General features: G+C 56.0%; 15 protein-coding genes, 1 tRNA gene and 1 CRISPR repeat array. Of the genes, 9 read left to right on the top strand and 7 right to left on the bottom strand.

All coding sequences use genetic code 11. The features are described 5' to 3' along the window. The first annotated feature begins 146 nt into the window (after window positions 1-146). The 9 genes from ACQRAG_RS02445 (at window position 147) to ACQRAG_RS02485 (ending at window position 11260) form a co-directional block, all read left to right on the top strand. Window positions 147-1406: a glutamate-5-semialdehyde dehydrogenase gene (locus ACQRAG_RS02445; RefSeq protein ID WP_204625426.1), complete on the top strand. Its 1260-nt coding sequence runs from the start codon at window positions 147-149 to the stop codon at window positions 1404-1406. 2 nt (window positions 1407-1408) lie between these two features. Further along, on the top strand, window positions 1409-2122 hold the full coding sequence (gene nadD / locus ACQRAG_RS02450; protein ID WP_427803879.1) for a nicotinate (nicotinamide) nucleotide adenylyltransferase: 714 nt from the start codon (window positions 1409-1411) through the stop codon (window positions 2120-2122). Between the two features lie 96 nt (window positions 2123-2218). Beyond that, window positions 2219-2313, top strand: a tRNA-Ser gene (locus tag ACQRAG_RS02455). Between the two features lie 185 nt (window positions 2314-2498). Then, window positions 2499-3722, top strand: a complete 1224-nt coding sequence (locus ACQRAG_RS02460) for a tyrosine-type recombinase/integrase (protein ID WP_304005869.1) — start codon at window positions 2499-2501, stop codon at window positions 3720-3722. A 503-nt stretch (window positions 3723-4225) separates the two neighbouring features. Further along, complete coding sequence (locus tag ACQRAG_RS02465) at window positions 4226-4444, top strand: helix-turn-helix transcriptional regulator (RefSeq protein ID WP_303933336.1); 219 nt, start codon at window positions 4226-4228, stop codon at window positions 4442-4444. A 69-nt stretch (window positions 4445-4513) separates the two neighbouring features. Beyond that, window positions 4514-5023 carry an ssDNA-binding protein gene (locus tag ACQRAG_RS02470; protein ID WP_204626625.1) on the top strand — a complete coding sequence of 170 codons (510 nt, stop codon included), beginning with the start codon at window positions 4514-4516 and terminating at the stop codon, window positions 5021-5023. Window positions 5024-5083: 60 nt separating this feature from the next. After that, a complete protein-coding gene (locus tag ACQRAG_RS02475) occupies window positions 5084-7036 on the top strand; it encodes a DNA polymerase (protein WP_427803878.1) in 1953 nt (650 codons plus the stop codon). Between the two features lies 1 nt (window position 7037). After that, complete coding sequence (locus tag ACQRAG_RS02480; RefSeq protein ID WP_427803877.1) at window positions 7038-9413, top strand: VapE domain-containing protein; 2376 nt, start codon at window positions 7038-7040, stop codon at window positions 9411-9413. Window positions 9414-10777: 1364 nt separating this feature from the next. Then, entirely contained in the window at window positions 10778-11260 is a 483-nt protein-coding gene (locus ACQRAG_RS02485) for a hypothetical protein (protein WP_427803876.1), read from the top strand. A 30-nt stretch (window positions 11261-11290) separates the two neighbouring features. On the opposite strand, the gene ACQRAG_RS02490 is transcribed toward ACQRAG_RS02485, so the two are convergent. From ACQRAG_RS02490 to casB, 7 genes are all read right to left on the bottom strand, one after another. Next, window positions 11291-12886, bottom strand: a complete 1596-nt coding sequence (locus tag ACQRAG_RS02490; protein ID WP_427803875.1) for a hypothetical protein — start codon at window positions 12884-12886, stop codon at window positions 11291-11293. 364 nt (window positions 12887-13250) lie between these two features. After that, window positions 13251-18649: a CRISPR direct-repeat array (repeat unit 28 nt; unit sequence GAAACACCCCCACGAGCGTGGGGAAGAC). 8 nt (window positions 18650-18657) lie between these two features. Further along, window positions 18658-18918, bottom strand: coding sequence for a type I-E CRISPR-associated endoribonuclease Cas2e (gene cas2e / locus ACQRAG_RS02495; protein ID WP_304050819.1), 261 nt, complete (start codon window positions 18916-18918; stop codon window positions 18658-18660). 25 nt (window positions 18919-18943) lie between these two features. Continuing rightward, window positions 18944-19840 (bottom strand): type I-E CRISPR-associated endonuclease Cas1e, encoded by an 897-nt coding sequence (cas1e, locus tag ACQRAG_RS02500; protein WP_427803874.1) that lies wholly within the window; start codon window positions 19838-19840, stop codon window positions 18944-18946. Between the two features lie 370 nt (window positions 19841-20210). Then, complete coding sequence (gene cas5e, locus ACQRAG_RS02505) at window positions 20211-20909, bottom strand: type I-E CRISPR-associated protein Cas5/CasD (protein ID WP_304050823.1); 699 nt, start codon at window positions 20907-20909, stop codon at window positions 20211-20213. Continuing rightward, entirely contained in the window at window positions 20906-22048 is a 1143-nt protein-coding gene (gene cas7e, locus ACQRAG_RS02510) for a type I-E CRISPR-associated protein Cas7/Cse4/CasC (protein WP_304050825.1), read from the bottom strand. The genes cas5e and cas7e overlap by 4 nt, the downstream gene beginning before the upstream one ends. A 46-nt stretch (window positions 22049-22094) precedes the next feature. Next, entirely contained in the window at window positions 22095-22697 is a 603-nt protein-coding gene (cas6e, locus tag ACQRAG_RS02515; protein ID WP_427803873.1) for a type I-E CRISPR-associated protein Cas6/Cse3/CasE, read from the bottom strand. Beyond that, complete coding sequence (casB, locus tag ACQRAG_RS02520) at window positions 22685-23224, bottom strand: type I-E CRISPR-associated protein Cse2/CasB (protein WP_304050830.1); 540 nt, start codon at window positions 23222-23224, stop codon at window positions 22685-22687. Before casB ends, cas6e begins: the two co-directional genes overlap by 13 nt. Window positions 23225-23245 lie beyond the last annotated feature (21 nt).

Below are 23245 nucleotides of genomic sequence, written 5' to 3' on the forward strand. Positions count from 1 at the left end.
GGCATATCCGCCTTCCGCACCGGCGCCTTTCCCCCCAAAAAAAGAAGGATATCCGGGCGTACAGCGGCATCCCGTACAGGGGGCCGTCCCCTTGCCCTCGTTCCTGCGGCAGCGTATAGAGAGACGAGCCAACCCAAGGAGCCCGTATGACTTTGGCACAAGAAATGACCCTGCTCGGCCAAAAGGCCAAGGAAGCCGCCCGCCTGCTGGCCAAGGCCAGCCCCGCGGCCAAGAACGCCGCCCTCACCCGTCTGGCCGCCCTGCTCGAAGAGCGGGAAGCCGAGCTGCGCACCGCCAACGCGCAGGATCTGGACGCGGCCCGCGCCCGGGGCCTGGACGCCCCCCGCATGGACCGCCTGACCCTGCATCCCGCCGTACTGGCCGACATGCGCGCCGCCTGCCTGCATGTGGCCGGTCTCCCCGACCCCGTAGGCGCCATGGACAGCCAGTGGCAGCGCCCCAACGGCCTGCTGGTGGGCCGCATGCGCGTGCCGCTGGGCGTCATCGCCATGATCTACGAGGCCCGCCCCAACGTGACCATCGACGCGGCCATCCTCTGCCTGAAGGCGGGCAATGCCGTGATCCTGCGCGGCGGCAGCGAGGCCCTGCACTCCAACACCGCTCTGGCCGCCCTGCTGCGCCAGGCCCTGGAAGAAGCCGGTCTGCCCGCCGATGCGGCCCAGCTGGTGACGACCACGGATCACGCCGCGGTCACCGAGCTGTGCAAGCTCGACCAGTATATCGACGTCATGATCCCGCGCGGTGGCGAAGGTCTGGTGCGTGCCGTGACCGAAGCCGCCACCATGCCGGTGCTCAAGCATTACAAGGGCGTCTGCCATGCCTTCGTGGACGCGGATGCCGATCTGGACAAGGCCCTGGACATCGTTTTCAACGGCAAGGTGCAGCGTCCCGGCGTCTGCAACGCTCTGGAATGCCTGCTGGTGCACAAGGACTGCGCCGCGGCCTTCCTGCCCCGAGTGGGCCGGCGTCTGGGCGAAGCCGGTGTGGAGTTCCGTGCCTGCCCCGCTTCCCTGCCGCTGCTGGGCCCCACGGCCAAGGCCCAGAGCCCCGACGATCTGGGACAGGAATTCCACGCCCTGATCCTGGCCGTCCGCGTGGTGGACGACATGGATGCGGCCCTGGCCCACATCGCCCGCTACGGCTCCAATCACACGGAGATCATCTGCACCAACGATCACGAGCACGCCATGCGCTTTTTGCGTGAGGCCGATGCCTCCATGGTGGCGGTCAATGCCTCCACCCGCTTCAACGATGGCGGCCAGCTGGGCCTTGGTGCGGAGATCGGCATCTCCACCTCCAAGCTCCATGCCTATGGCCCCATGGGCGTGCAGGAACTGACCACCACCAAGTTCGTGGTCTTCGGTCAGGGGCAGGTGCGGCAATAGACATGGACGGGAAGCGCGCAGCGGGCCGGGCCCTGTTCGGCGGCAGTTTCAACCCGCCGCATGTGGGGCATCTGCGTCTGGCCATCGAAATGGCGGAGACCTTGCGCCCCCTGGCCGACAGCGTGGAGCTGATGCCCTGCGCCGCACCGCCGCACAAGGTGGTGAGCGGCCTGCTGCCCTTCGACCTGCGCGCCGCCATGGTGGAAGCCTGTCTGGACGGCCTGCCCGGCCTTTCGTGCAATCGCATGGAAGCCGGACGTCCCGGTCTTTCCTATACCTGGGATACGTTGCAGGCCTGTCGTGAAGAAACACCGGAACGGCCCCTGTTCTTCATCCTCGGCAACCCGGACTATGCCCTGCTGCCCCACTGGCACCGGGGGCTGGAACTGCCCGAACTCTGCCAGCTGGTGGTGGTGCCGCGCGGTGAGGGCTCGGAAAAGAACTTTCTTGCCGCTACGGAAAGCATGTGGCCCGGTGCCCGGGCGTGCGAGCCTGTCCTGCCCGGGAGCCGCCGCATGCGCCTGCCCGGCGGCGGGCAGGTCCACTTCGTGCCCCTGCCGTGGATCTCGGTCAGTGCCTCGCGCATCCGCCACCGCTGGCTGCACGGCCTGAACGTGGATTTTCTGGTGCCCAAGCCCGTACTGGAGCTGCTGGACGCCCACCGGGAGACCGTGCTGGCGCACTGGCTGCCCGAGGCCAAAACGGACGATGCCTGATGCCGTCCGGGGCTGCAAGAAAACTTATTGCTTTTTTCACCGAAACAGACTAAATAATGCCTTCGGCCTTGCTGTGCATGCACAGCTCCAAAGAGCGGAGAGGTAGCGAAGTTGGCCGTAACGCGCTCGACTCGAAATCGAGTTATCGGTTAATAGCCGGTACGTGGGTTCGAATCCCACCCTCTCCGCCAGAAAAGCGACCTATACGATCCCGCCAAGTACCTAAGTGCTTGGCGGGATTTGTTTTTTTACTTCCTATAGTCCCATCGATTCCTATCCGTACCTTGTCGATTTCAGCGCACGGGTGGTACAGCGGGTGGTACAGGCCTCGTGTACCACCGTTCCACGCTCGCCTGTACCACCCAATGGAGTCTTTATGAGCGGAATCAACAAGTTGACGGACAGACAAATTAAAAATCTCAAGCCCGGAGCACGGCGGATCAAAATCGGCGACGGTGATAAACTTTGGCTCTTCGTCTCACCTTCGGGCATCAAAGTATGGCGGATGCTCTGGAAAGAAGGGAACACGCAAAAACAGTTCACCATAGGCCCGTATCCTACCATCTCCCTAAAAGAAGCCCGCGAAAAACGCGACGCCGTCAATGGGCTGCTAGTGCAAGGCCTTGACCCCAACGAGCAATATCGTTCTGAACAGGAGCAACAGGACGAGGAGACCAACCTTACCTTCCGCGTTGTCGCTCAAGAGTGGTATGAAAAGCGCACGGTCACCCAGACAGAAAGCACCCGCCGCCTCAAGATGCAACGGCTGGAACGACACGTCTTTCCCTCGTTTGGGGACCTTCCCATAAAGCAGCTCAAGCCTCGGGATATTATTCTTGCCCTCCATGCCATCGAAAGTCAGGGACGTCGGGAAATGGCCCGGCGTGTGGGGCAAATCATAGGCCAAATATGCCGCTATGCCAGAGTAGTAGGCTATCTGGAGTACGATATTTCTTCGGGGATCACCGAAGCTCTGGAACCCAAAGGCCCTGTTCAGCACAGGGCCACGATCACGGATCCGAAGAAAATCGGTTACCTTCTTCGAGACATCGACGACTACCCCGGAAGTATCGTCACAAAGTACGCGCTGAAAATCCTCCCCTACGTTTTTGTACGCTCGCAAGAACTACGCCGTGCTCGCTGGGCAGATATAGACTTTCAAAAGCATTTGTGGGTGATTCCCCCTGAGCACATGAAAATGAAGCGGCTGCATGTTGTCCCTCTTGCTAGACAGGTGGAATACCTGCTCAAAGAGCTTCACACATGGACTGGAGGTGGAGAATTCCTCTTCCCCTCCCCTCAATCCAGAGCACGAGTCATCACTGACATGTGCCTGCTTAACGCTTTGCGTCGCGTAGGGTACGGAAAGGAAGAGCTCTGCATCCATGGATTCCGGGCAATGGCAAGTACGCTCCTTAACGAGCAAGGCTTCCGCGCGGATGTCATTGAGGCACAGCTTGCACACAGGGAAAAAAATGCGGTACGTGCGGCATACAACCACGCCCAGTACCTCCCCGAGAGAGCGAAGATGATGCAGTCCTGGGCCGATTACCTGGATGAGCTGCGGACCAGCGCTTGCCACAAACCATCGACAAAATAGGCCCAAGAAACACACCAACCAACTGATAATATACACTATTTATCTCAAAAGGTCGTTCTTCCAGTAAAGGAAAACGGCCTTTTTTTATTTTTTTCTAAACGTTTTTGCGGAGGCCCCCAATATCTTGTTGTCGCTTGGGGGCAGCGCGGTTCGGGAAGAAAAATATTTGCAAAATCTTTCGTTTTTTACTGAACGCCTTCCGAGGAAAGGCCAACCTTTCTTCAGCCGGTTGGGGCGGCGTGCCCCAAGTGGAAAAAATATTTTTCGAATTTGCTGTTTTTTACTGAACGCCTTCCGGGGAGAGGCCAACCTTTCTTTAGCCGGCTGGGGCGATGCCCCCGAAAGAGAAACAGACGCGGAATGTTCTCCATTTTTTCCCTGGGGAAAAGTCTATCCCAACCGACGTTTCGAGGCGATGTAGCTGCCACAGATCTGCGGAAAACAGGGCCATAGCAGCGAAAAGGGCATATCTGCCATCAATCCTTTAACCCAGGAGCATCATTATGATTGAAGTCTCTCCATCCCATCAACTTTTGTCTGCGGCCCAGATCTACAAGATGTTTTCCATCAGTAAAACAACATTTTATCGCTGGATTGACGAGGGTTTCTTTGAGCCAGGTTTACGCCTTGGCCCGAACTGTGTCCGATGGCGTGCCTCAACAGTAAATGCCTTCATTGAGAAGCGCGAGAAGCAAACACAATTAGAGAGGTACACATGCTAAGTTTAAAGTCTTCGGAATACATAACCGACTATAATGTATCATATATTCAAAAAATGGAGGCAGATAGTTATGTCGATTAAATATCCTATTTTTCATACAGGAAAGGGTCATCTTATGTTCTTCCATGGCTGGGAGCCCAAGAAAACGCAAAATGGCAAGGAGCTGTTTAGTACAACATTCATCTTCCCCAAAGAGGATACTGCAAGCTATGAGCGCTACAAGCAAGCACTTCGTGAAGCCTACGACATCGCGAAGCAGACCCAAGATAGCTCTGACTGGCCTGCTTTTGATAAGATAGTCGGTCCTGTCCGAGACTGTAGGAGTCCAAGATACCCCAATCACTGGGAGTTGTTTGCCAGTAGCAAATTCATGCCCGTGATAGCTGATAGACAAGGTAATCCAATAAAGGACAGGAGCCTTGTTCGGGATGGCAGTGTCGTACAGCTGGTTATGAAACTCTACCCACAGAACACACATCAGGGTTTTGGCTTCAGCCTGGACTGTGTACGTAAGCTGGAAGATGAGTCTCCGCATAAACTCTCTGCTGAACAGTTGGCTGAGGCGGACCGCTACTTATAAGGCATCAGCAAGCCCTAGTGGCGGAGGTCTGCTCCGCCACTAGGAGCGAGGATTATTCTAATGAAGCAGATTCATATCGACCTTGAAACCTACTGTGACCGAGAGCTTTCCGAATGCGGTGTTTACCGCTATGCCGAAGATCTCTCCTTTGAAATCTTGCTCTTCGCCTACGCCGTTGACGATGGCCCGGTGCATGTCGTCGATTGCGCCAGTGGAGAACAGGTTCCGACGGATATTCTGGCAGCTCTTACTGATGATACCATACAAAAGTGGGCACACAATGCCGCCTTTGAACGTATCTGCCTCAGCCGTTTTCTGGGCTTGCCGCAAGGCAGATACCTTGATCCGGCGTCCTGGCGGTGCAGTATGGTCTGGGCGCTTACTCTGGGTTTTCCCGCTTCGTTGGAGAACCTTGGGGTAGTACTGGGACTGACCAAGCAAAAACTCCGTGAGGGACGCGAGCTCATCTCTTTCTTCTCCAAGCCATGCAAACCCACCAAGGCGAATGGCCTGCGAGTAAGAAACCTGCCTGCCCATGCTGCTGAAAAGTGGGCACAGTTCAAGGCCTACAATCGTAGGGACGTGGAAGTGGAGATGGATGTTTGTGCCAGGCTGGCCGACTTCCCGGTACCTCAGTTGCTCTGGGAAGAATACGCCATCGATCAGGAAATCAACGACAGAGGCATTGCTGTTGACCGGGCACTGGTTCACAAGGCTCTTGCCCTGGATAAGACCTTTACGGAGGAACTCTTCCACTCTCTCCAGCAGCGCACGGGATTGGCTAACCCGAAATCCCGTCAGCAGATGCTGAAATGGCTGCTGGCACAGGGCTACGAAGCGGAAAGTCTGGATAAAAAAGCGGTGGAGTGCCTGAAGAAGAGCGTAACGGATGACGTGCGCGAGGTGCTCAACGACTATGGTCGCATCACCCGCACCTCCATAGGCAAATACGCGGCCATCCAGGAATGCGTATGCGCTGACGGGCGTGTTCGCGGCATGTTCCGCTTCTATGGGGCCGCCCGCACAGGACGTTTTGCAGGACAGCTTGTCCAGCTCCAAAACCTTCCGCGCAACAGTATGAGCGATCTCGATACGGCGCGAAATCTCGTTCTTTCCGGCAGCTATGCGCAGGTCAAAGCGCGCTTTCCTGACGTCTCGGGAGCGCTGTCAGAACTGATCCGCACCAATTTTGTGGCTGGAGACGGCAATCAGTTCATCGTTGCCGACTATGCGGCTATCGAAGCCCGCATCATCGCCTGGTACGCCAAAGAGCACTGGCGTCTTGAGGCCTTTGTCCAGGGCAAGGACATCTACTGCGCATCGGCCAGCAAAATGTTCGGCGTCCCTGTCGAGAAGCACGGCCAAAATGCCGAACTCCGTCAGAAAGGCAAGATAGCGGAACTCGCGCTGGGCTATGGCGGTTCCGTTGGTGCTCTCAAGAGCATGGGCGCGCTGGAAATGGGGCTGGAAGAAGAGGAGCTGCAATCCCTTGTCAATGCCTGGCGTGCCGCGAATCCGCGTATCGTAGCCTTCTGGTGGGAGGTGGACAACGCTGTCAGAGAGGCCCTTACCGTGGGGTACAGCGCCTTAGTGCCCTACGGACTGGAAATGCGCCATAGCGGCAAGTGGCTTTTCATCATCCTTCCTTCCGGGCGTCGGCTTGCCTACCCGTATCCTTTGCTGCTGCCTTCAGCTGATGGGCGCGAAAAAATCACCTACGAAGGTGTGGATTCCTACCACCATGCCTGGGGAAGCATCGACTCCTACGGTCCCAAGTTTGTCGAAAACATCGTGCAGGGCACAGCGCGGGACATCCTTTGCCACGCCCTGAAAAATCTTCGCAATCACGGCTACCGCACGGTCGCCCATGTACATGACGAGGTCATCATCGAAGCACCGGCGACCTCATCGGCAGATGCTGTATGTACGCTCATGGCACAGTCACCAGCGTGGGCAGAAGGCCTTCTTCTCCGTGCCGACGGCTATACCACCAACTACTACTGCAAGGACTAGTATGAAGATAGCCATAGCAACCAGCCGTACCGAAGTTACGTGGCAAAACGTTGACTGGTCTGAAGAGGAACTGCTCGCCAAGCTTCGCTCGCCCGTTCGTACCCCCGAAACGCTGAGCGCCTTCATGGAGATGTCCAAGTCGCAACAGGGTGAAATCAAGGATAAAGGCGGTTTTGTTGGCGGGCATCTGCGTGATGGCCAAAGACGCAAAGGCGGCGTTCTTTTACGCTCACTGCTGTCCCTTGACCTGGACTCAGGACAACCTGACACCCTGGCACTGCTGAAAGGGTTGCCGTACCGTTGCTTTGTGCATACCACGCACAAACACACGCCGGAAAAACCACGCTTCCGCCTTATCATACCTCTGTCCAGAGAGATCAGCGAAGATGAATATCCGGCTGTGGCCAGAAGGATAGCGGCGGACATAGGCATTGAGCTGTTCGATGACAGCACCTACGAAGCCAACCGAATGATGTTCTGGCCGACAGTGTCCTGCGACGGTGAGTATATTTTTGAAGTCATTGAGGGACAGCCCCTTGCCCCGGACACCGTCCTTTCCAGGTATAAAAACTGGCGGAATACGGAGGAATGGCCTGTCTCTTCCCGGCAAGACCCCGTGGTTTTACGACAGGCTGCCAAGGTGGCAGATCCTCTCACAAAAGACGGTGCCGTCGGACTAATATGCCGGGCGTATTATCCTATACAGCTGCTTCTGGAAGAGCATCTCTCGGATATCTACGAGCCCCTCAAAGAGGGGAGCCGATATACCTACACCAAAGGAAGTACCTCGGGAGGCCTGGTCGTCTATGAGGACAAATTTGTCTACAGTCACCATGACTCCGACCCTGCCGCCCACCAACTTCTAAACGCCTTTGACCTCTGGCGCATTCACGCCTTCGGCAAACTGGACGTCGGCACGACTAAAAAGAGCCCCAATTCGCCGTCCTTCAAGGCTATGCTTGAGCACGCTTTACAGGATGAGCGTGTAAAGGCTCAGCGGGATCGGGAATTCATGGAGATAATGAAGGAGGCCGCACTGGCGTGCGGACTGGACGTAGAGGATGACGAAGAAGGGCTCTGGCTGGACGAACTTGAGTACGATCCTATTCAAAGGAAGATTTTGCCAGGCCTTAATAACGCCAATACAATTCTGCGGCACGATCCTTTGTTGAAAAACATTGCTTACGATCAGCTCTCGCAAACGACCGTTCTTACCGGTGCTGTGCCTTGGGACAAACAGGGTGAGCGCCTGTGGAGTGACGCGGACGATGATTATCTGCTAAGCTATCTTCACAGGAACTATACCAAGATAAGCAAACAGCACATGCTATCTGCCTTGACAACTTCAGCAATGGACAAAGGCTTCCATCCCATCCGTGACTATTTGAATACATTGCCATTGTGGGACGGAGTTCCCCGTGTAGACACCTTGTTCATTGACTATTTCGGAGAGGAGGATACTCCCTACGCCAGAGCGGTCGCGAGGAAGATCCTGTGTGCGGCAATCAAGCGTGTACTAGAGCCCGGTTGCAAGTTTGATACTATGGTTGTTCTTAAAGGCCCCCAAGGAACCGGAAAGAGCACCCTCATCTCAAAGCTGGGGGGCACTTGGTACACGGATAACCTGACGCTAGCGGACACCAGGGACAAAACCGGGGCAGAAAAATTGATGGGCATCTGGATCGTTGAGATCAGCGAGCTTGCCGGACGTAACAAAGCTGAGGAGGAGTCCATCCGCAGCTTTATCACCCGGACGGATGATAAATTTCGTGAAGCCTACGGACGCAGGGTCATATCCCATCCCAGGCAGTGCGTTTTCTTCGCGACGACAAATGCCCAGAACGGCTTCTTACGAGACATAACGGGCAACAGGCGCTACTGGCCCATCAATGCCCCCGGAACAGGTCACAAAAAATCCTGGGATATGACGGATGACGATGTGCGACAGATATGGGCGGAGGCCAAACACTATTTTCAGGCAGGAGAATCGCTGTGCCTCCCTCCCAATTTACAGGAGGAAGCCTGCGCACGCCAGCGGCAGGAACTTGAAACCGACGAGCTGGAGGGCGTGATTCTGGACTATCTTGATACCCCGATCCCCTTGGAATGGTCACAGATGGATCTGCCCCAGCGCCTGAACTTTCTGCAAAACGAAAACAGCGGCCCGGGTACACAAAGAACGGGCGCAGAAAGACGTACGGAGATTTCTCCCATAGAAATTTGGTGTGAATGCTTCAAGAAAAACAAGGCTGACTACAACGGTAAAACGGATGGAAGGCGCATTATAACCGTCCTGCTCAAAAACCATTGGACCCGTGGGAAGAAACGGCGCGTACCTTTCTACGGCCCTCAGAACGTATTCAAGCGCAACGTCTGATGACTACTGCTGACGGAAGGGAGAGGCCAACCGTCTCTCCCTTTCATCTCCTAAGAAGTATCCCACTATAGGGCTGAGCTCTGGGGCATTTTCACCAGTTGACACACGCCATAGACCTCACGGGTTCCGATGTGTTCCGTCAAATTTTTGTTCGGAACAAAGAAATCTCCAGACAGGCTTGTATATTACGACAATTGTTTCATCGCTCTGCTCCAAGCGAACTAAAACTTTTCCTGTGTATACATATCGTCTATGTAGGTTACTTGCTTCGCTGAAACATATTTTCTTAACTTTTATGGAATATAGGAACAAACAGAAGAAAAGTGGCTCTACATAAGGCTTTTTTGGTGTTCCGAAAATGTTCCGTTAGCGTTCTCTCTTTTGCATAAGAACTCAGGACATGGAGTAGCCCCGATTTTGAACGGATAGTCCCCCCATGCAGGAGACTCCTTGGCCCCCCACGAGCGTGGGGAAAACTCACGCCAGACACCACATTTCTTCACTACCTGTTCAGCTACGGGGTAAAGTCCCTGGACAACGGCACGCCTATTAAATATCCGTCGCAATATCTGGAGAATATCTATGCATTCAGACAGGTTGCAGGGCAAACCGCCCCAAAAACAGGGGAGGAATACCAACCACCTCTTGGTCAGCTCCACGCTCAAAGTTGTCCAAGTATTTTCGAAGGTATCGAAAGCCCTCAAGCTCCTGGACAGATTTAATTACCTTCCCTATTTCGACAAAAGCCGGTAAGGAGAGGACAGCTTGGAAGATAGCCGGTCTGCTGGAAACAGACGACCTAGCACGGCATTTCCCATGATTTATGGCATGCAGACATTCCACGCCATGGAATTACTGGTACGTGGTGCCGTGATGTCTTGGAGGGGCAGACTCTTCGTGACTTGCTGACCTTTCTTGTGGATGAAATAGAGTATAAATACCTCTGCATCTCGAATCCGGCCTACCACGCCGCCATACCGAAAGACGAAGAGGCAGGGACTGAGGAGATCCCGGCGAAGCTCATCTTTTTCTGCATGAAACCACTTCTTACCGACTCTCTGCCCCCAAAGTGTAAGGAGAGATTTTGCGACGTCAGCTTCTTAATCTCAAATTTGCACCTAGCAGCTCACGGCGACGTGCCAGTTCGCCCCTTATGTGACTCCTGGATTTCCTGGTGTTGTCTTTGATAACAACGACACCCATTTCGTCTTTGCCGGCCATGTCCTGGCCGTTGAGCATAGCATATCTCCGACTGAGGTTAGAACGAGCATCAGTATGAATTTTGCCCGGCTGCTCAAGGAAGCAGCTACGGTACCAATCCCCCCCTCACCGCTATAGATAATATCACGCAGTCTGAGGGGCAGATGACAGAAATCTATCAGACAATTTTGGGTACACCATCTGCTCCTGGGATCAATGGAGCCGACGCCATCACCTACGACACCCTTCTCTCCGAACTCACAGCGCCTGACACGTCCTCAGCATCTCCATATAGCAACCCTCGTGAGGCCTACAGGTACATGCGGCGCAACATCGTCACGTTCGAGGATTACTGCTCTTTCATGGAGTTTACAGCGACATACGGCAATGGCCCTGAGGGACAGCAAACACCTTTGCAGTTGAACGGTGAGTTCCTTGAGAAAAGGCGCCCTCTCAAGATCTTCAGGACAGTCGCCGAAAATAATGAGGGATCATCGGAGGATTATGCCAATGATGGGTCATCTAACATAGGAGCCGCTAACAAAATCATGGAGAAAGCATCTGATAAAGAAAATGAACAGGGCGTAACAGCCGTCAGCGCCTCTCTTACCGAAGTTGAATCTGACGTGCGGAGTCTGCTCCTATAGAAATGGGGGCCATTCGGCCCCCATTTATTTTTACCACATTTTTGTTTCGAGCATGATAGTATACAGCATGTCAATATAGTCGTCATCTGAAAGGAATTTTCCGTTAGCTTTACAGAACAAACCATAATGAGCACTGGCCTCTATTTTAGGTACCCCATTTTTATATTTCAATACAAATGGACACTCGTATAGCTTTTTAATTCCACGATGGCTTGAAATTCCTTTAAAAACAATTACATATGTATTTTTATATTTTTCCATCCTATACACGTTCCACACTGGATCAGTGAAAAATGCGGAAAAAGCTTCCCGTATAGATTTATATCCTTCCTGCTGGGGGAACTTTGAAAAATAAAATTCTTTAAAAGCATTGAGAACATCTTCATTACTTTTTGGAGCATTTTCAGCTTTTAATTTAGGAATCATAGTATCCAAATAATTGAATTCGTACTCAACATCAGTATGGATGTCTCTGTACTCATCTTTATTTAATATTTTATCCCAGAATCCTATCGCACTATCAGTATTATGTAAATCAAGCTCAATATATGCAGCGACAATAAGTAACCTATCCCTAGTCCATACTGGAAGTTTATCTAAGAAATCAGTCTGATTAGCTAGCGCCAGAACTTTTTGAGTTCCTGCCACTCCATTTTCATTCCTCCTTAAACAGATAGCATATTCTACTTTACCTGCAGCAGAGAGAGTTCCACTTTCTTCTGCCTTTTTATAGTAATATAGTCCCTTCTTGAAATCATTGGGTACATTTTCTCCAGAAATCAATAACTCAGCAGCTTCCTCGTATGCCTTTTTATATCCATACTCGGCAGCCTTGACACACCATATCGCGCTCTTAATATCGTTTTTAGCCTCTTTATATTTTCTCGACACTAAATAAGCAGATTTACCATCATTCGCGTTATTTTCTAACGATTCCAAATTTGAAAGACTTACATTCTTATTATCAATCTCATCACAATATGAGACAGAAAAATAGCTTCCATCTTCTTCATCAAAAATAAATTTATTATTATCATCTATTCTTAGTGACAATACATCATAGCTCTTTCTTATCACTAAATTTACTTTATTACCTTCAACATACCAATATCCAACATTATTATCATGTTCTCCCCTTTGTTGTTCAGAAGAAATAATGTTATTTCTTTCTAGGTGATACCAAATTTCTTGCTGCCATCCATCTTTCCTGCGTAAATCTAGCACTGCTGAATATGCTGTAATATTTTTGTCTATTTTTTTAAATTCATTGTTTTCATCAACCACTTTACATTCATATATATATCTATTAACCATAACGATTCTATCAGATATAAATTGTTCGAGCCTCTTAGCTCCAGCATTATTTACTTTGACATCTAGAATAACTTTATTCCTATCAGCAATCCATTTCCTTTGGTCTCGTAATAATTTTGAAAATTCTTCTTTACCAAGTATTTTTCGCCCACACCTCCATATATTATTGAGGTATATATCTGAGTCTTTTATACTACTGTATTTTTCAATGAATTCCGAATATTTTTCCTCAGCAAAACTAGCTGCATATATCGCCCTACTACTGAAGATTATCACAATAAATATTACAGCAACAATAACGATATTTCGCATACTCCCTCCTGATCATTTCAAATATAATGAACCTGTAAACGTTTGTGCCCTGTGAGCAATCTTTCCGCGGAGTTTTTTATGTCAGTAATCCAACCGACCAATGCCACCTATGCCGATGAAGAGATGCGCTTGTGGCAGGAGTACAGACGCAGCTCTACCCTAGATAATCTCGGCAAGTTGCTGGACAGATTCAGTGGGGCTTCAACAACCAGGTTGCAAATGGGCCAGTTCTGCCCCGCGTGAGATCCTCTTCAATGAAGCGAAGCTGCTCGCCCGCAAGGCCATGGATACCTACACCCCAAAGAAACACCCCCCAAGCATGGAGAAGACTTTACCACTCACTGGATTGTTTTGAAATAAATTAGAAACACCCCCACGAGCGTGGGGAAGACTATCTCGCCAAGCTGCTGCAACGCCCCCTCACGGAAACACCCCCACGAGCGTGGGGAAGACCCAGATGCTGCTGTCCAAAGCCCGCCGGGACGAGAAACACCCCCACGAGCGTGGGGAAGACTGCCGATCTGGCCTGGCTGGTCAGACCTGAGAAGAAACACCCCCACGAGCGTGGGGAAGACTGCTCCACGCGGTGGAATAGCCGACGCCATAGAGAAACACCCCCACGAGCGTGGGGAAGACTCCCGGATCATGTCATCACCCCGACCAGAGATAGAAACACCCCCACGAGCGTGGGGAAGACGTCATGCGGCGGAAACAAGGCGACTACGGCCTGGAAACACCCCCACGAGCGTGGGGAAGACCCGCTGAAACGCAGGGGCATCAGAGGCAGCTTGGAAACACCCCCACGAGCGTGGGGAAGACGTCCGCAGCATCGGGACATGGATCGACGGCCTGGAAACACCCCCACGAGCGTGGGGAAGACTCACCGTGGGTCCGGTCAGGGTCTCGCTGTCCGGAAACACCCCCACGAGCGTGGGGAAGACCTGGCCTGCGTGTGGCGCATCCCGGTGGTCAAAGAAACACCCCCACGAGCGTGGGGAAGACACCGACGCGCCCGTGGAGGACAACGGCGTCACAGAAACACCCCCACGAGCGTGGGGAAGACTGTCTCGCTTGCTGATGTGGCGGTCAGTCATGGGAAACACCCCCACGAGCGTGGGGAAGACAGAATCAAGGCGGAATCAGATCAACATAGGCAGGAAACACCCCCACGAGCGTGGGGAAGACCGTGAAGGCCTTGGGGGTCTAACATGCAAAAGAGAAACACCCCCACGAGCGTGGGGAAGACTAAAATCAGAGGATGAATCATGGAAAATAGACAGAAACACCCCCACGAGCGTGGGGAAGACCGTCCCGGCGAAAAGCTGACGGCTGAAATTACCGAAACACCCCCACGAGCGTGGGGAAGACCCCCGTGGTCTGCTGTCGTACAGCACAAGGTCAGAAACACCCCCACGAGCGTGGGGAAGACGGCATCGGTCAAAAAACGACAGGTCATGATTCAGAAACACCCCCACGAGCGTGGGGAAGACCACCAGCGGACGCAGGCCGTGGATCATCATGCGGAAACACCCCCACGAGCGTGGGGAAGACGAGACGGCCATCGCGGGGGCTTTGCCTTGGTTGGAAACACCCCCACGAGCGTGGGGAAGACTCTTAGCGTCGCTCTTTTTCTGGTTGGGATACGGAAACACCCCCACGAGCGTGGGGAAGACGGCCAATGACGCCACTGTGCTCTGCCGTATCAAGAAACACCCCCACGAGCGTGGGGAAGACCTACCAGCGCGATGCCGCCAGCGGTGTGGACCGGAAACACCCCCACGAGCGTGGGGAAGACCGCAGTCCCGCCAGCTGCTCACTGGTAGGCAGGGAAACACCCCCACGAGCGTGGGGAAGACTCCTTGACCCCGGCGGCCACGCCGCCCGGAGAGGAAACACCCCCACGAGCGTGGGGAAGACTGCGGGGCACAGAGCTTGTCCAGGCACTGCAAGGAAACACCCCCACGAGCGTGGGGAAGACAAACGCACGCGTTCCACACGGTCAAAAAGGTTGGAAACACCCCCACGAGCGTGGGGAAGACGCTGGCACGGCTGAACGGCATGAGCTGCAAACGGAAACACCCCCACGAGCGTGGGGAAGACCGTGAAGGCCTTGGGGGTCTAACATGCAAAAGAGAAACACCCCCACGAGCGTGGGGAAGACTAAAATCAGAGGATGAATCATTGAAAATAGACAGAAACACCCCCACGAGCGTGGGGAAGACACTGTGATGCGGTGCCACTCTGTTCTTTCCACCGAAACACCCCCACGAGCGTGGGGAAGACGCGTTAATAAAATCCGCATTAAGCACGGGCTCAGAAACACCCCCACGAGCGTGGGGAAGACACGGTTGTCGCTGCATAGAATGGGGGCAGATGAGAAACACCCCCACGAGCGTGGGGAAGACTGCCACCTGATCGGGTATCCTCATGATGTGCGAGAAACACCCCCACGAGCGTGGGGAAGACTCGTGGATCCATACGAAGTCACCAGCCAAGACGGAAACACCCCCACGAGCGTGGGGAAGACATTACTAAGAAGAATGACGGCTTTCAGCCTGAGGAAACACCCCCACGAGCGTGGGGAAGACAGTATGGTCAGGCCCTGATCGCGTGTGACGAGGGAAACACCCCCACGAGCGTGGGGAAGACAGATGCAGATCATGTCTGTGCTTGCGATCTATGGAAACACCCCCACGAGCGTGGGGAAGACTTTTTCCATGATCAAATCCTCATATTTTTAGAGGAAACACCCCCACGAGCGTGGGGAAGACCAAACGATACTATAATCATCTAACAATGCGAGGGAAACACCCCCACGAGCGTGGGGAAGACACAAAAGCATGACGGTGTGCATAGTCGCAAACAGAAACACCCCCACGAGCGTGGGGAAGACACGGCACATGATATAGCGCCGGTGTGGATCGAGGAAACACCCCCACGAGCGTGGGGAAGACGAGCCAGCAGCGGCATACGGCGGCGGGCACCAAGAAACACCCCCACGAGCGTGGGGAAGACTCATTCGACATCACGGGGACATAGCCACCATCAGAAACACCCCCACGAGCGTGGGGAAGACGCCCGCAGCGATGGAAAGTGTCGTTGACGGGCAGAAACACCCCCACGAGCGTGGGGAAGACAACGTCCCGCTTCCCGTCTTCGATGTGGATGAGGAAACACCCCCACGAGCGTGGGGAAGACCTGCGGCAACAGTCCCGCCGCTGGCGCAAAAAGGAAACACCCCCACGAGCGTGGGGAAGACCTCGCCAGCCTCAATCGCATCATGGACATGATGGAAACACCCCCACGAGCGTGGGGAAGACAGTAACAAACGATGCATAAGGATGGCACATGGAGAAACACCCCCACGAGCGTGGGGAAGACTTCAACGATCCTACGGAGACGCAGGTGAATGGGGAAACACCCCCACGAGCGTGGGGAAGACCTCACGGACGGGTTTCAGGTCGCTGGTGGAATAGAAACACCCCCACGAGCGTGGGGAAGACTCGGCCCGGTTCACAAGCACAATATCGTCAGGAGAAACACCCCCACGAGCGTGGGGAAGACGGGCCTCGCTGGCCTGTGACACGGACGCCCTGAGAAACACCCCCACGAGCGTGGGGAAGACTATCTCGCCAAGCTGCTGCAACGCCCCCTCACGGAAACACCCCCACGAGCGTGGGGAAGACACCACGCCCAGCAGAACGGTGATGAAATACCCGGAAACACCCCCACGAGCGTGGGGAAGACTAACGTCAGCGGGACGCAGCAGGCGCTCACAGGGAAACACCCCCACGAGCGTGGGGAAGACCCCGGCCTATCTGGCCACACGGGCTGCTGTGCGGAAACACCCCCACGAGCGTGGGGAAGACTCCCAGACCATTTCCGTAAGGTCACGAAAAAGGGAAACACCCCCACGAGCGTGGGGAAGACGTGCGGATGCATATTGTCAGCTTTTGGGCAGTGGAAACACCCCCACGAGCGTGGGGAAGACGGGATGCCCAAGCTGACGGATAAGCAGACCGCGGAAACACCCCCACGAGCGTGGGGAAGACGTCGTCGCCGGTCGTCGAAGCATGAAAGACGTGGAAACACCCCCACGAGCGTGGGGAAGACGCCGCATGGCTTGCAAGGCGTCCATCACGATGGGAAACACCCCCACGAGCGTGGGGAAGACGGGATGGCGAACCATCAAGGTCAAGATCGAATAGAAACACCCCCACGAGCGTGGGGAAGACGGCCCGACGCCATGCCAGCATGGTATGCCCGCGGAAACACCCCCACGAGCGTGGGGAAGACTAGTAAAGCCTACAGAACGTGCATCCTTGCATGGAAACACCCCCACGAGCGTGGGGAAGACTCTTCTGCTTTCCACTCCAACTGTCTGGGCAGGGAAACACCCCCACGAGCGTGGGGAAGACCCTCTTCTGGTCTGACTGCACGTCTGGCTCTCAGAAACACCCCCACGAGCGTGGGGAAGACGTCATCGTCTTCCCGTACCTGCATGGGGCGGAAGAAACACCCCCACGAGCGTGGGGAAGACATCACGGCTTTGCAGCAGGAGTACAAGGAAGCCGAAACACCCCCACGAGCGTGGGGAAGACGCGGCGCGGCTGCATTTCACGGGGCGCAAGCTGGAAACACCCCCACGAGCGTGGGGAAGACATCACGGAAAGGCCGGTGCGCTTGCGGTAGTAGGAAACACCCCCACGAGCGTGGGGAAGACGTCGTCGCCGGTCGTCGAAGCATGAAAGACGTGGAAACACCCCCACGAGCGTGGGGAAGACCCAGGGGTCGCCGCATCGCTCCGCGTCCTAATAGAAACACCCCCACGAGCGTGGGGAAGACGCTAGCTCTTGCTTCTGGTGATGCTGGTAAGTAGAAACACCCCCACGAGCGTGGGGAAGACCGTAGCCGTAGGGATTGGCCGTATTACGGGCACCGAAACACCCCCACGAGCGTGGGGAAGACCTATTGAAAGCGCTTGTCAACGCGCCCTCGATGGAAACACCCCCACGAGCGTGGGGAAGACCGCAGTGCGGGCATGGCTTGAGCTGGCTATCCAGAAACACCCCCACGAGCGTGGGGAAGACTGCTGCGGGATGCTGGTGTGGTGGTTGAGGTGAGAAACACCCCCACGAGCGTGGGGAAGACTGTCATAGGCTTCGCTGGCTGCCCGCTCACGAAGAAACACCCCCACGAGCGTGGGGAAGACCGCGGATAGTCGCGCCGGCGCCGAGCGATCATGGAAACACCCCCACGAGCGTGGGGAAGACTGAGAAGGAATGCTCCGGTAATCATCGTAAATAGAAACACCCCCACGAGCGTGGGGAAGACGCTGCCGCTTGTCTTCCTGCTTCTGGTCGAGACGGAAACACCCCCACGAGCGTGGGGAAGACCCCTACGTTCTCGACCTGACTTCCATGTCGCTGGAAACACCCCCACGAGCGTGGGGAAGACCTACGAATTTACGGAACATACTCTCGTCTCCAGGAAACACCCCCACGAGCGTGGGGAAGACGTCGACGGCATCACGCACGGAACCGAACCGCTGGAAACACCCCCACGAGCGTGGGGAAGACCTGGTCGGTCGAAAGGCGCAGCGTGTCTGTCCAGAAACACCCCCACGAGCGTGGGGAAGACTCAGGGCCGCCGCCCATCTCGCTGCGTAGCTGGGAAACACCCCCACGAGCGTGGGGAAGACCTTTTCTGTGTGCTAACAGGTTCGCCGGTCGTGGAAACACCCCCACGAGCGTGGGGAAGACAGCGTGATTTTATTGGATTTTATCACGCAAAAAATTGGAAGTATCCTTATCGCGAACGAGTTGCAAGCCATCCAGTAGGACTATTTCCCGTTTATGGTCTCCCCTGCCATGTATCCGGTAGCCGGGAGCTTCCGGAATCTTTTGAAAAATTAGCAGTCCACTTTCCGCAGGGCAATGTTCCAACAGATAGTCAACGACTTTCTGTGCTACATTATCCTTGATGCCGGAAATGAAAATATTGGCACGTGGCTCCACAAACCAGAGCTTCATGCGTCCCCTCACCGCCGGCGGCAGATCATTTGCTATAACGACGAGCACTTTTTTCCCCTATCAGCTGGTCTATGTCCTTGACTATACGCTCAAGGAGCGCCTGGCGGATGACGCGTTCCCGAAATGCGGTCGCCACAGCATACTTGTCATATGTCCCCGCCAGTTCCCGGCATAGAGAAAAAGCCAGGTCGATGCAGAATTCCCCCTTGTACAGGTCAGCCATGTCATAAACGAAGGGCAACGGACTGCCGGAATGAATAAAACCGAGATGCGGCGAATAGCCCAGACTGTGGATCACGGAAGCAATGATCCCGTACAGGGCCGCATTGGTCGCCGTAAGGATCTTGTTGGCCAGATCGCTCAATTCGAATTTTCCGGGCACGAAACTGCGCCCTTTCCAGCCTACACCGTATTTTTTTGCCGTCTCGACATAAAGATCACGGACACGCAGGCCCTCCATACCCATCAATTCCGGCAACGTCTTTGCCGTGATGTCCACACCGGGGAAACGCCGGGAAAACATGGCACGCGCCACAGCAAGCGACAGGGCTGGGTCTGTGGAAAGGCACGCTTGCCGCTGCATATTGCGCGTATGCGACGTAGGCGTAATGCCCGCCGCGTAGAACAGCAGGGAATCCTCCCCCACCCAGCACAGGCTGCAGTTGGTGGCAGCCGCCACCTTGACGGCCTCATGGGTGATGGATGTTCCCGGCCCCAGCAACAGCGCGGATATGGTCGCCACAGGCAGATGCACACAGCCGCCCTGGGCATCAAGCCATTTCACGCTGCTGTCATCCACTTCAAGACGCCCGCGCTCCAGATACAGATACGGATATTTGTCCGTCACTCGCGGGAGCGTATCCCGTGTAATCCGGACAAAAAGACGCTTGCCCTCTTGCTTCGTACCGCCTTCTTCCGCCATATCACCTCCTCGCGCCCGGAAAGGATGGTACCGCCTTCAGCCGTATACAGCCCGCGGTCACAGGCAGCCCCATACCGGGCGGATCTTTTTGACACCCGTCCCCACGGATGCGGAGAAAAAACGTTTGGGGTAAAACCTTTTTGGTGCTGGCAAGAAACACCCCCACGAGCGTGGGGAAGACCCGTTCTGCGCGAACTCTTTTTGGTGCTCATGGGAAACACCCCCACGAGCGTGGGGAAGACGTCATAATCTGCCATGCCTCGACGATTTGCTTAGAAACACCCCCACGAGCGTGGGGAAGACGCAGAGGTCATGGGCCATGCGGACCCGACCATGGAAACACCCCCACGGGCGTGGGGAAGGATCTTTGTCAGCGATACAGGGTCACTTGCCGTTCCCGGTAGCGTTTGACAATCCCGAAGCAAAGCGGAACATCCCGCAAGGTCCAGACCTCATCACCATCAGCCTGTGCGCCATCGCGTACAGTCAGCACGGCAGACCTGTCTTTCCGGGCAGCCAGGACGTCCGCAGCCTCTAGTGCCCCGGCTTCCGAAGGAAAGACGCCACGCCCGATGATGTCCGACGGCGGACAGTTCCGCCGTCCCAGCGAGAGCTCCCAGACAGGATGCTCCAGCGCCGCGGCCAGTGCGACGGCCTCCTCTTCCGGCAGTTCAAGGGCGCAGGCGAAGGCCATATCCTGTATGTAATGGCGGTACGTCATCTTGGCGCCGGAACCGACGGGCTTTTTCCCCTCGGACGTCTTGGGCACCAGCAGGCTCTGCCAGGCATCGGCCTCATCATAGCCGCTGCCCACCATCTGGAAGTCCGTCAACAGGGGCGCGAGAGCCGCCCTGTCGCCCTTTCGGCGGGCATAGGCACGTACGGTCTGTGTCCAGTCCGCCATGCGGGCCAGCCATTCCCGCTGCTCCCCTCCCCGTCCGGCCGCACAGCACAGCAGGCCCAGGACGCCGGAGCGCGTAGGAAAGGGGAGCGTCGTGCGGTTTCCATAGCGGGAATCGGCCCCCCATGACTGCAGCGGCCCCTCCAGCCAGAGAAGCAGGACGCTCATGACGCCGACTCCACCAGGCCCGCCACAGTATCACGCAGCACCGTGCAGACAGTATCGATGCTGCCCGCCCCGGCGCCGTATGTGACCTCGGCCAGCTTGCCGTACAGGGAACCAGCCAGCTCTTCCTGACGCGCGAGCCCGTCATCCAGGGCCTCCATGCTGGGGGCCAGCCAGCCGCCACCAGCGGCACTGCGTACCGGCTTTTCAAAGGAGAGCTGCATGCGCTGGCCGCGACGCACCAGGATACGGGCATAATCCCAGGGGCAGGCACCGGACTGCGTGCTCTGCCGTGCCGCCGGTACCGCCAGATACAGGGCCTTGGTAAAGGCCTCCACAGCGGCGACAATATCCTCGCCGCCCAGATTGTCCCACAACTGCCCCAGATCCAGAGAGATGTAGCGGTAATAAGTCGCTGCGTTGTATTCCAGCGTGCCCATATGGCTGGAGCCGGACAGTCGTTCTCCGTCTTCTTTGACAAGACGGTTGTAATCGTCCAGTGCGGTGAAGAACTCCACTTCATTGACCACTTTGTGGGTGGACAGGGCATGGGCAAAGGCCGCGGCGGCCTGTACGTTCAGGCTCGGATCCTGGGCTACCATACGGCCGAACAAGGCGATGTCCAGCCCGTCGGCAGCACTCTTGGCAAAGCTCAGGCACTTTCTGATCTTCGCCAGCTCGGTTTTGGGGAGTGCGACCTTGCCCGTATCGGCCTCGTCCCCTTTCTTGCCCTTTTTGGCCTTCGCCGCCTCCACGGGCAGCTCGAAGCCGCTTTCCGCCGCATAGGCGGCCAGACGCTCCACTTCCTGCCGCGAGATGAAGAACAGCGTATCGTCCGTCAGACCGGACGCGATGGCGTTGCCGCAGGTGAGCGCCTGCTCCCCGGAAGCCCCCAGGGCGAGGCAGGCGTCCGCGATCATCTCGGCAAGGCGTTTGGTGCGGATACCGGTGGACAGACCGAGATCGTGCAGGGCAAGGCGCACTTGACGCTTCCAGCACTGCGAGCTGACCCTGGCACGCGGCACGCCGCCCACAAGAGCGCTCTTGGGCGCGCCCACGTCATCCCGGTTGAGGCAGGTCACGGGGAAGGATTGCAGGATGTGGAACTCTATGCCGATGCCTTTCAAGATGTTGGTAGCCATATGTTTTGTCCTTTTTTCAAAAATGACACATGTCATTTCGTTATGGTCACAGGCAGGGGACTATCTGCAAAAGGCCGCAGCCGAAGGCCCGGGCCCTGCCGATGCCCTGACAGGCGGCACGGACGAAGGCCTCGCGCTCCCTGACCCGCAGGCTGCCCGTCAACGTAGCCCGCGCGATTGTCGCCATCCCCGTGCCCTTGCTGAAGCGGTCCACCTGGACGTCCGTCACCTGCAGGGATGCCGCATGTACCTCGAACCCCCAGCGGGGGGCATGGTCACAGAACCAGGCAGCGATGGCATCACGCCCGCGCACGGGCATGATCCTGCCGCTGCGGCTGTCGCGCCAGACAGGGTTCACGACGACCTCGAACTGATAGGAGGCCGCCTGCAGGAAACTCTCGGGCAAGGGGTGCGTCTCCAGTACGCCCCGATGCGGCGTACGCGGCAGACGGTCCGAGAGGATGATGACCCGGCTCACGCCCTGACGCACGCCCTTGTCCGCGAATAGGATACCGCTGCCGCGTTGCCTGTCGTCGCCCCGCATGTCTTCGAACAGGTCATACACGATACGGTGCAGGGAATAGCTGTCCGTCCAGCGCAATGCCCGCCTATCGGCAGCGCTCAGCAGATAACGGCTCAGATGTCGCATGCGCCCTCCTCCCCACCCGGGACGGGTTCCGCGGGAACAGGCTTGCCGTAGAACTCCTGGGCCCAGCGCAGGCAGATACGCCGCCGGGCATCATCGAAATGGAAGGCCAGCAGGTCGTCCAGCAGCCGGGCATGGCACAATGGCATGTCCCGTGAGGCGATGAGCGCCAGCAACGGCCGCAGCATGCGGCAGGCCTCCTCCTGACTGCGGCAGGCCAGCATCCGCCGCAGGCGTGCTTCCCCTTGCTCCTCACTCTCCACGCAGCGCCGCAGGGCCTCGCCCAGACCGAGCGTACCGTCCTGTTCCCGTTTGCCGCGGCTCAGACTGGCTCCGATGAGGGCATGGGCACGGCGTTCCCCGTCACGCTCCAGAGCGATGCCGAACGCCACCAGCAAGCCGTAGGCATAATGCTCCGTATCAGGGTTGTCGGCCCGACGCAGACGTGCGGCAAAGCCCTTGTCCTCCCGGCACCTCGCCAGGACGGCGGCCACGAAACGCTGCGACCGTGTCAGTTCCTTGTTTTCCATAGATCACTATCCTTTCCTGAA

The sequence above is a fragment of the Desulfovibrio sp. SGI.230 genome, assembly GCF_050313065.1.
In the GTDB taxonomy this organism is placed as follows: Bacteria; Desulfobacterota; Desulfovibrionia; order Desulfovibrionales; family Desulfovibrionaceae; genus Desulfovibrio.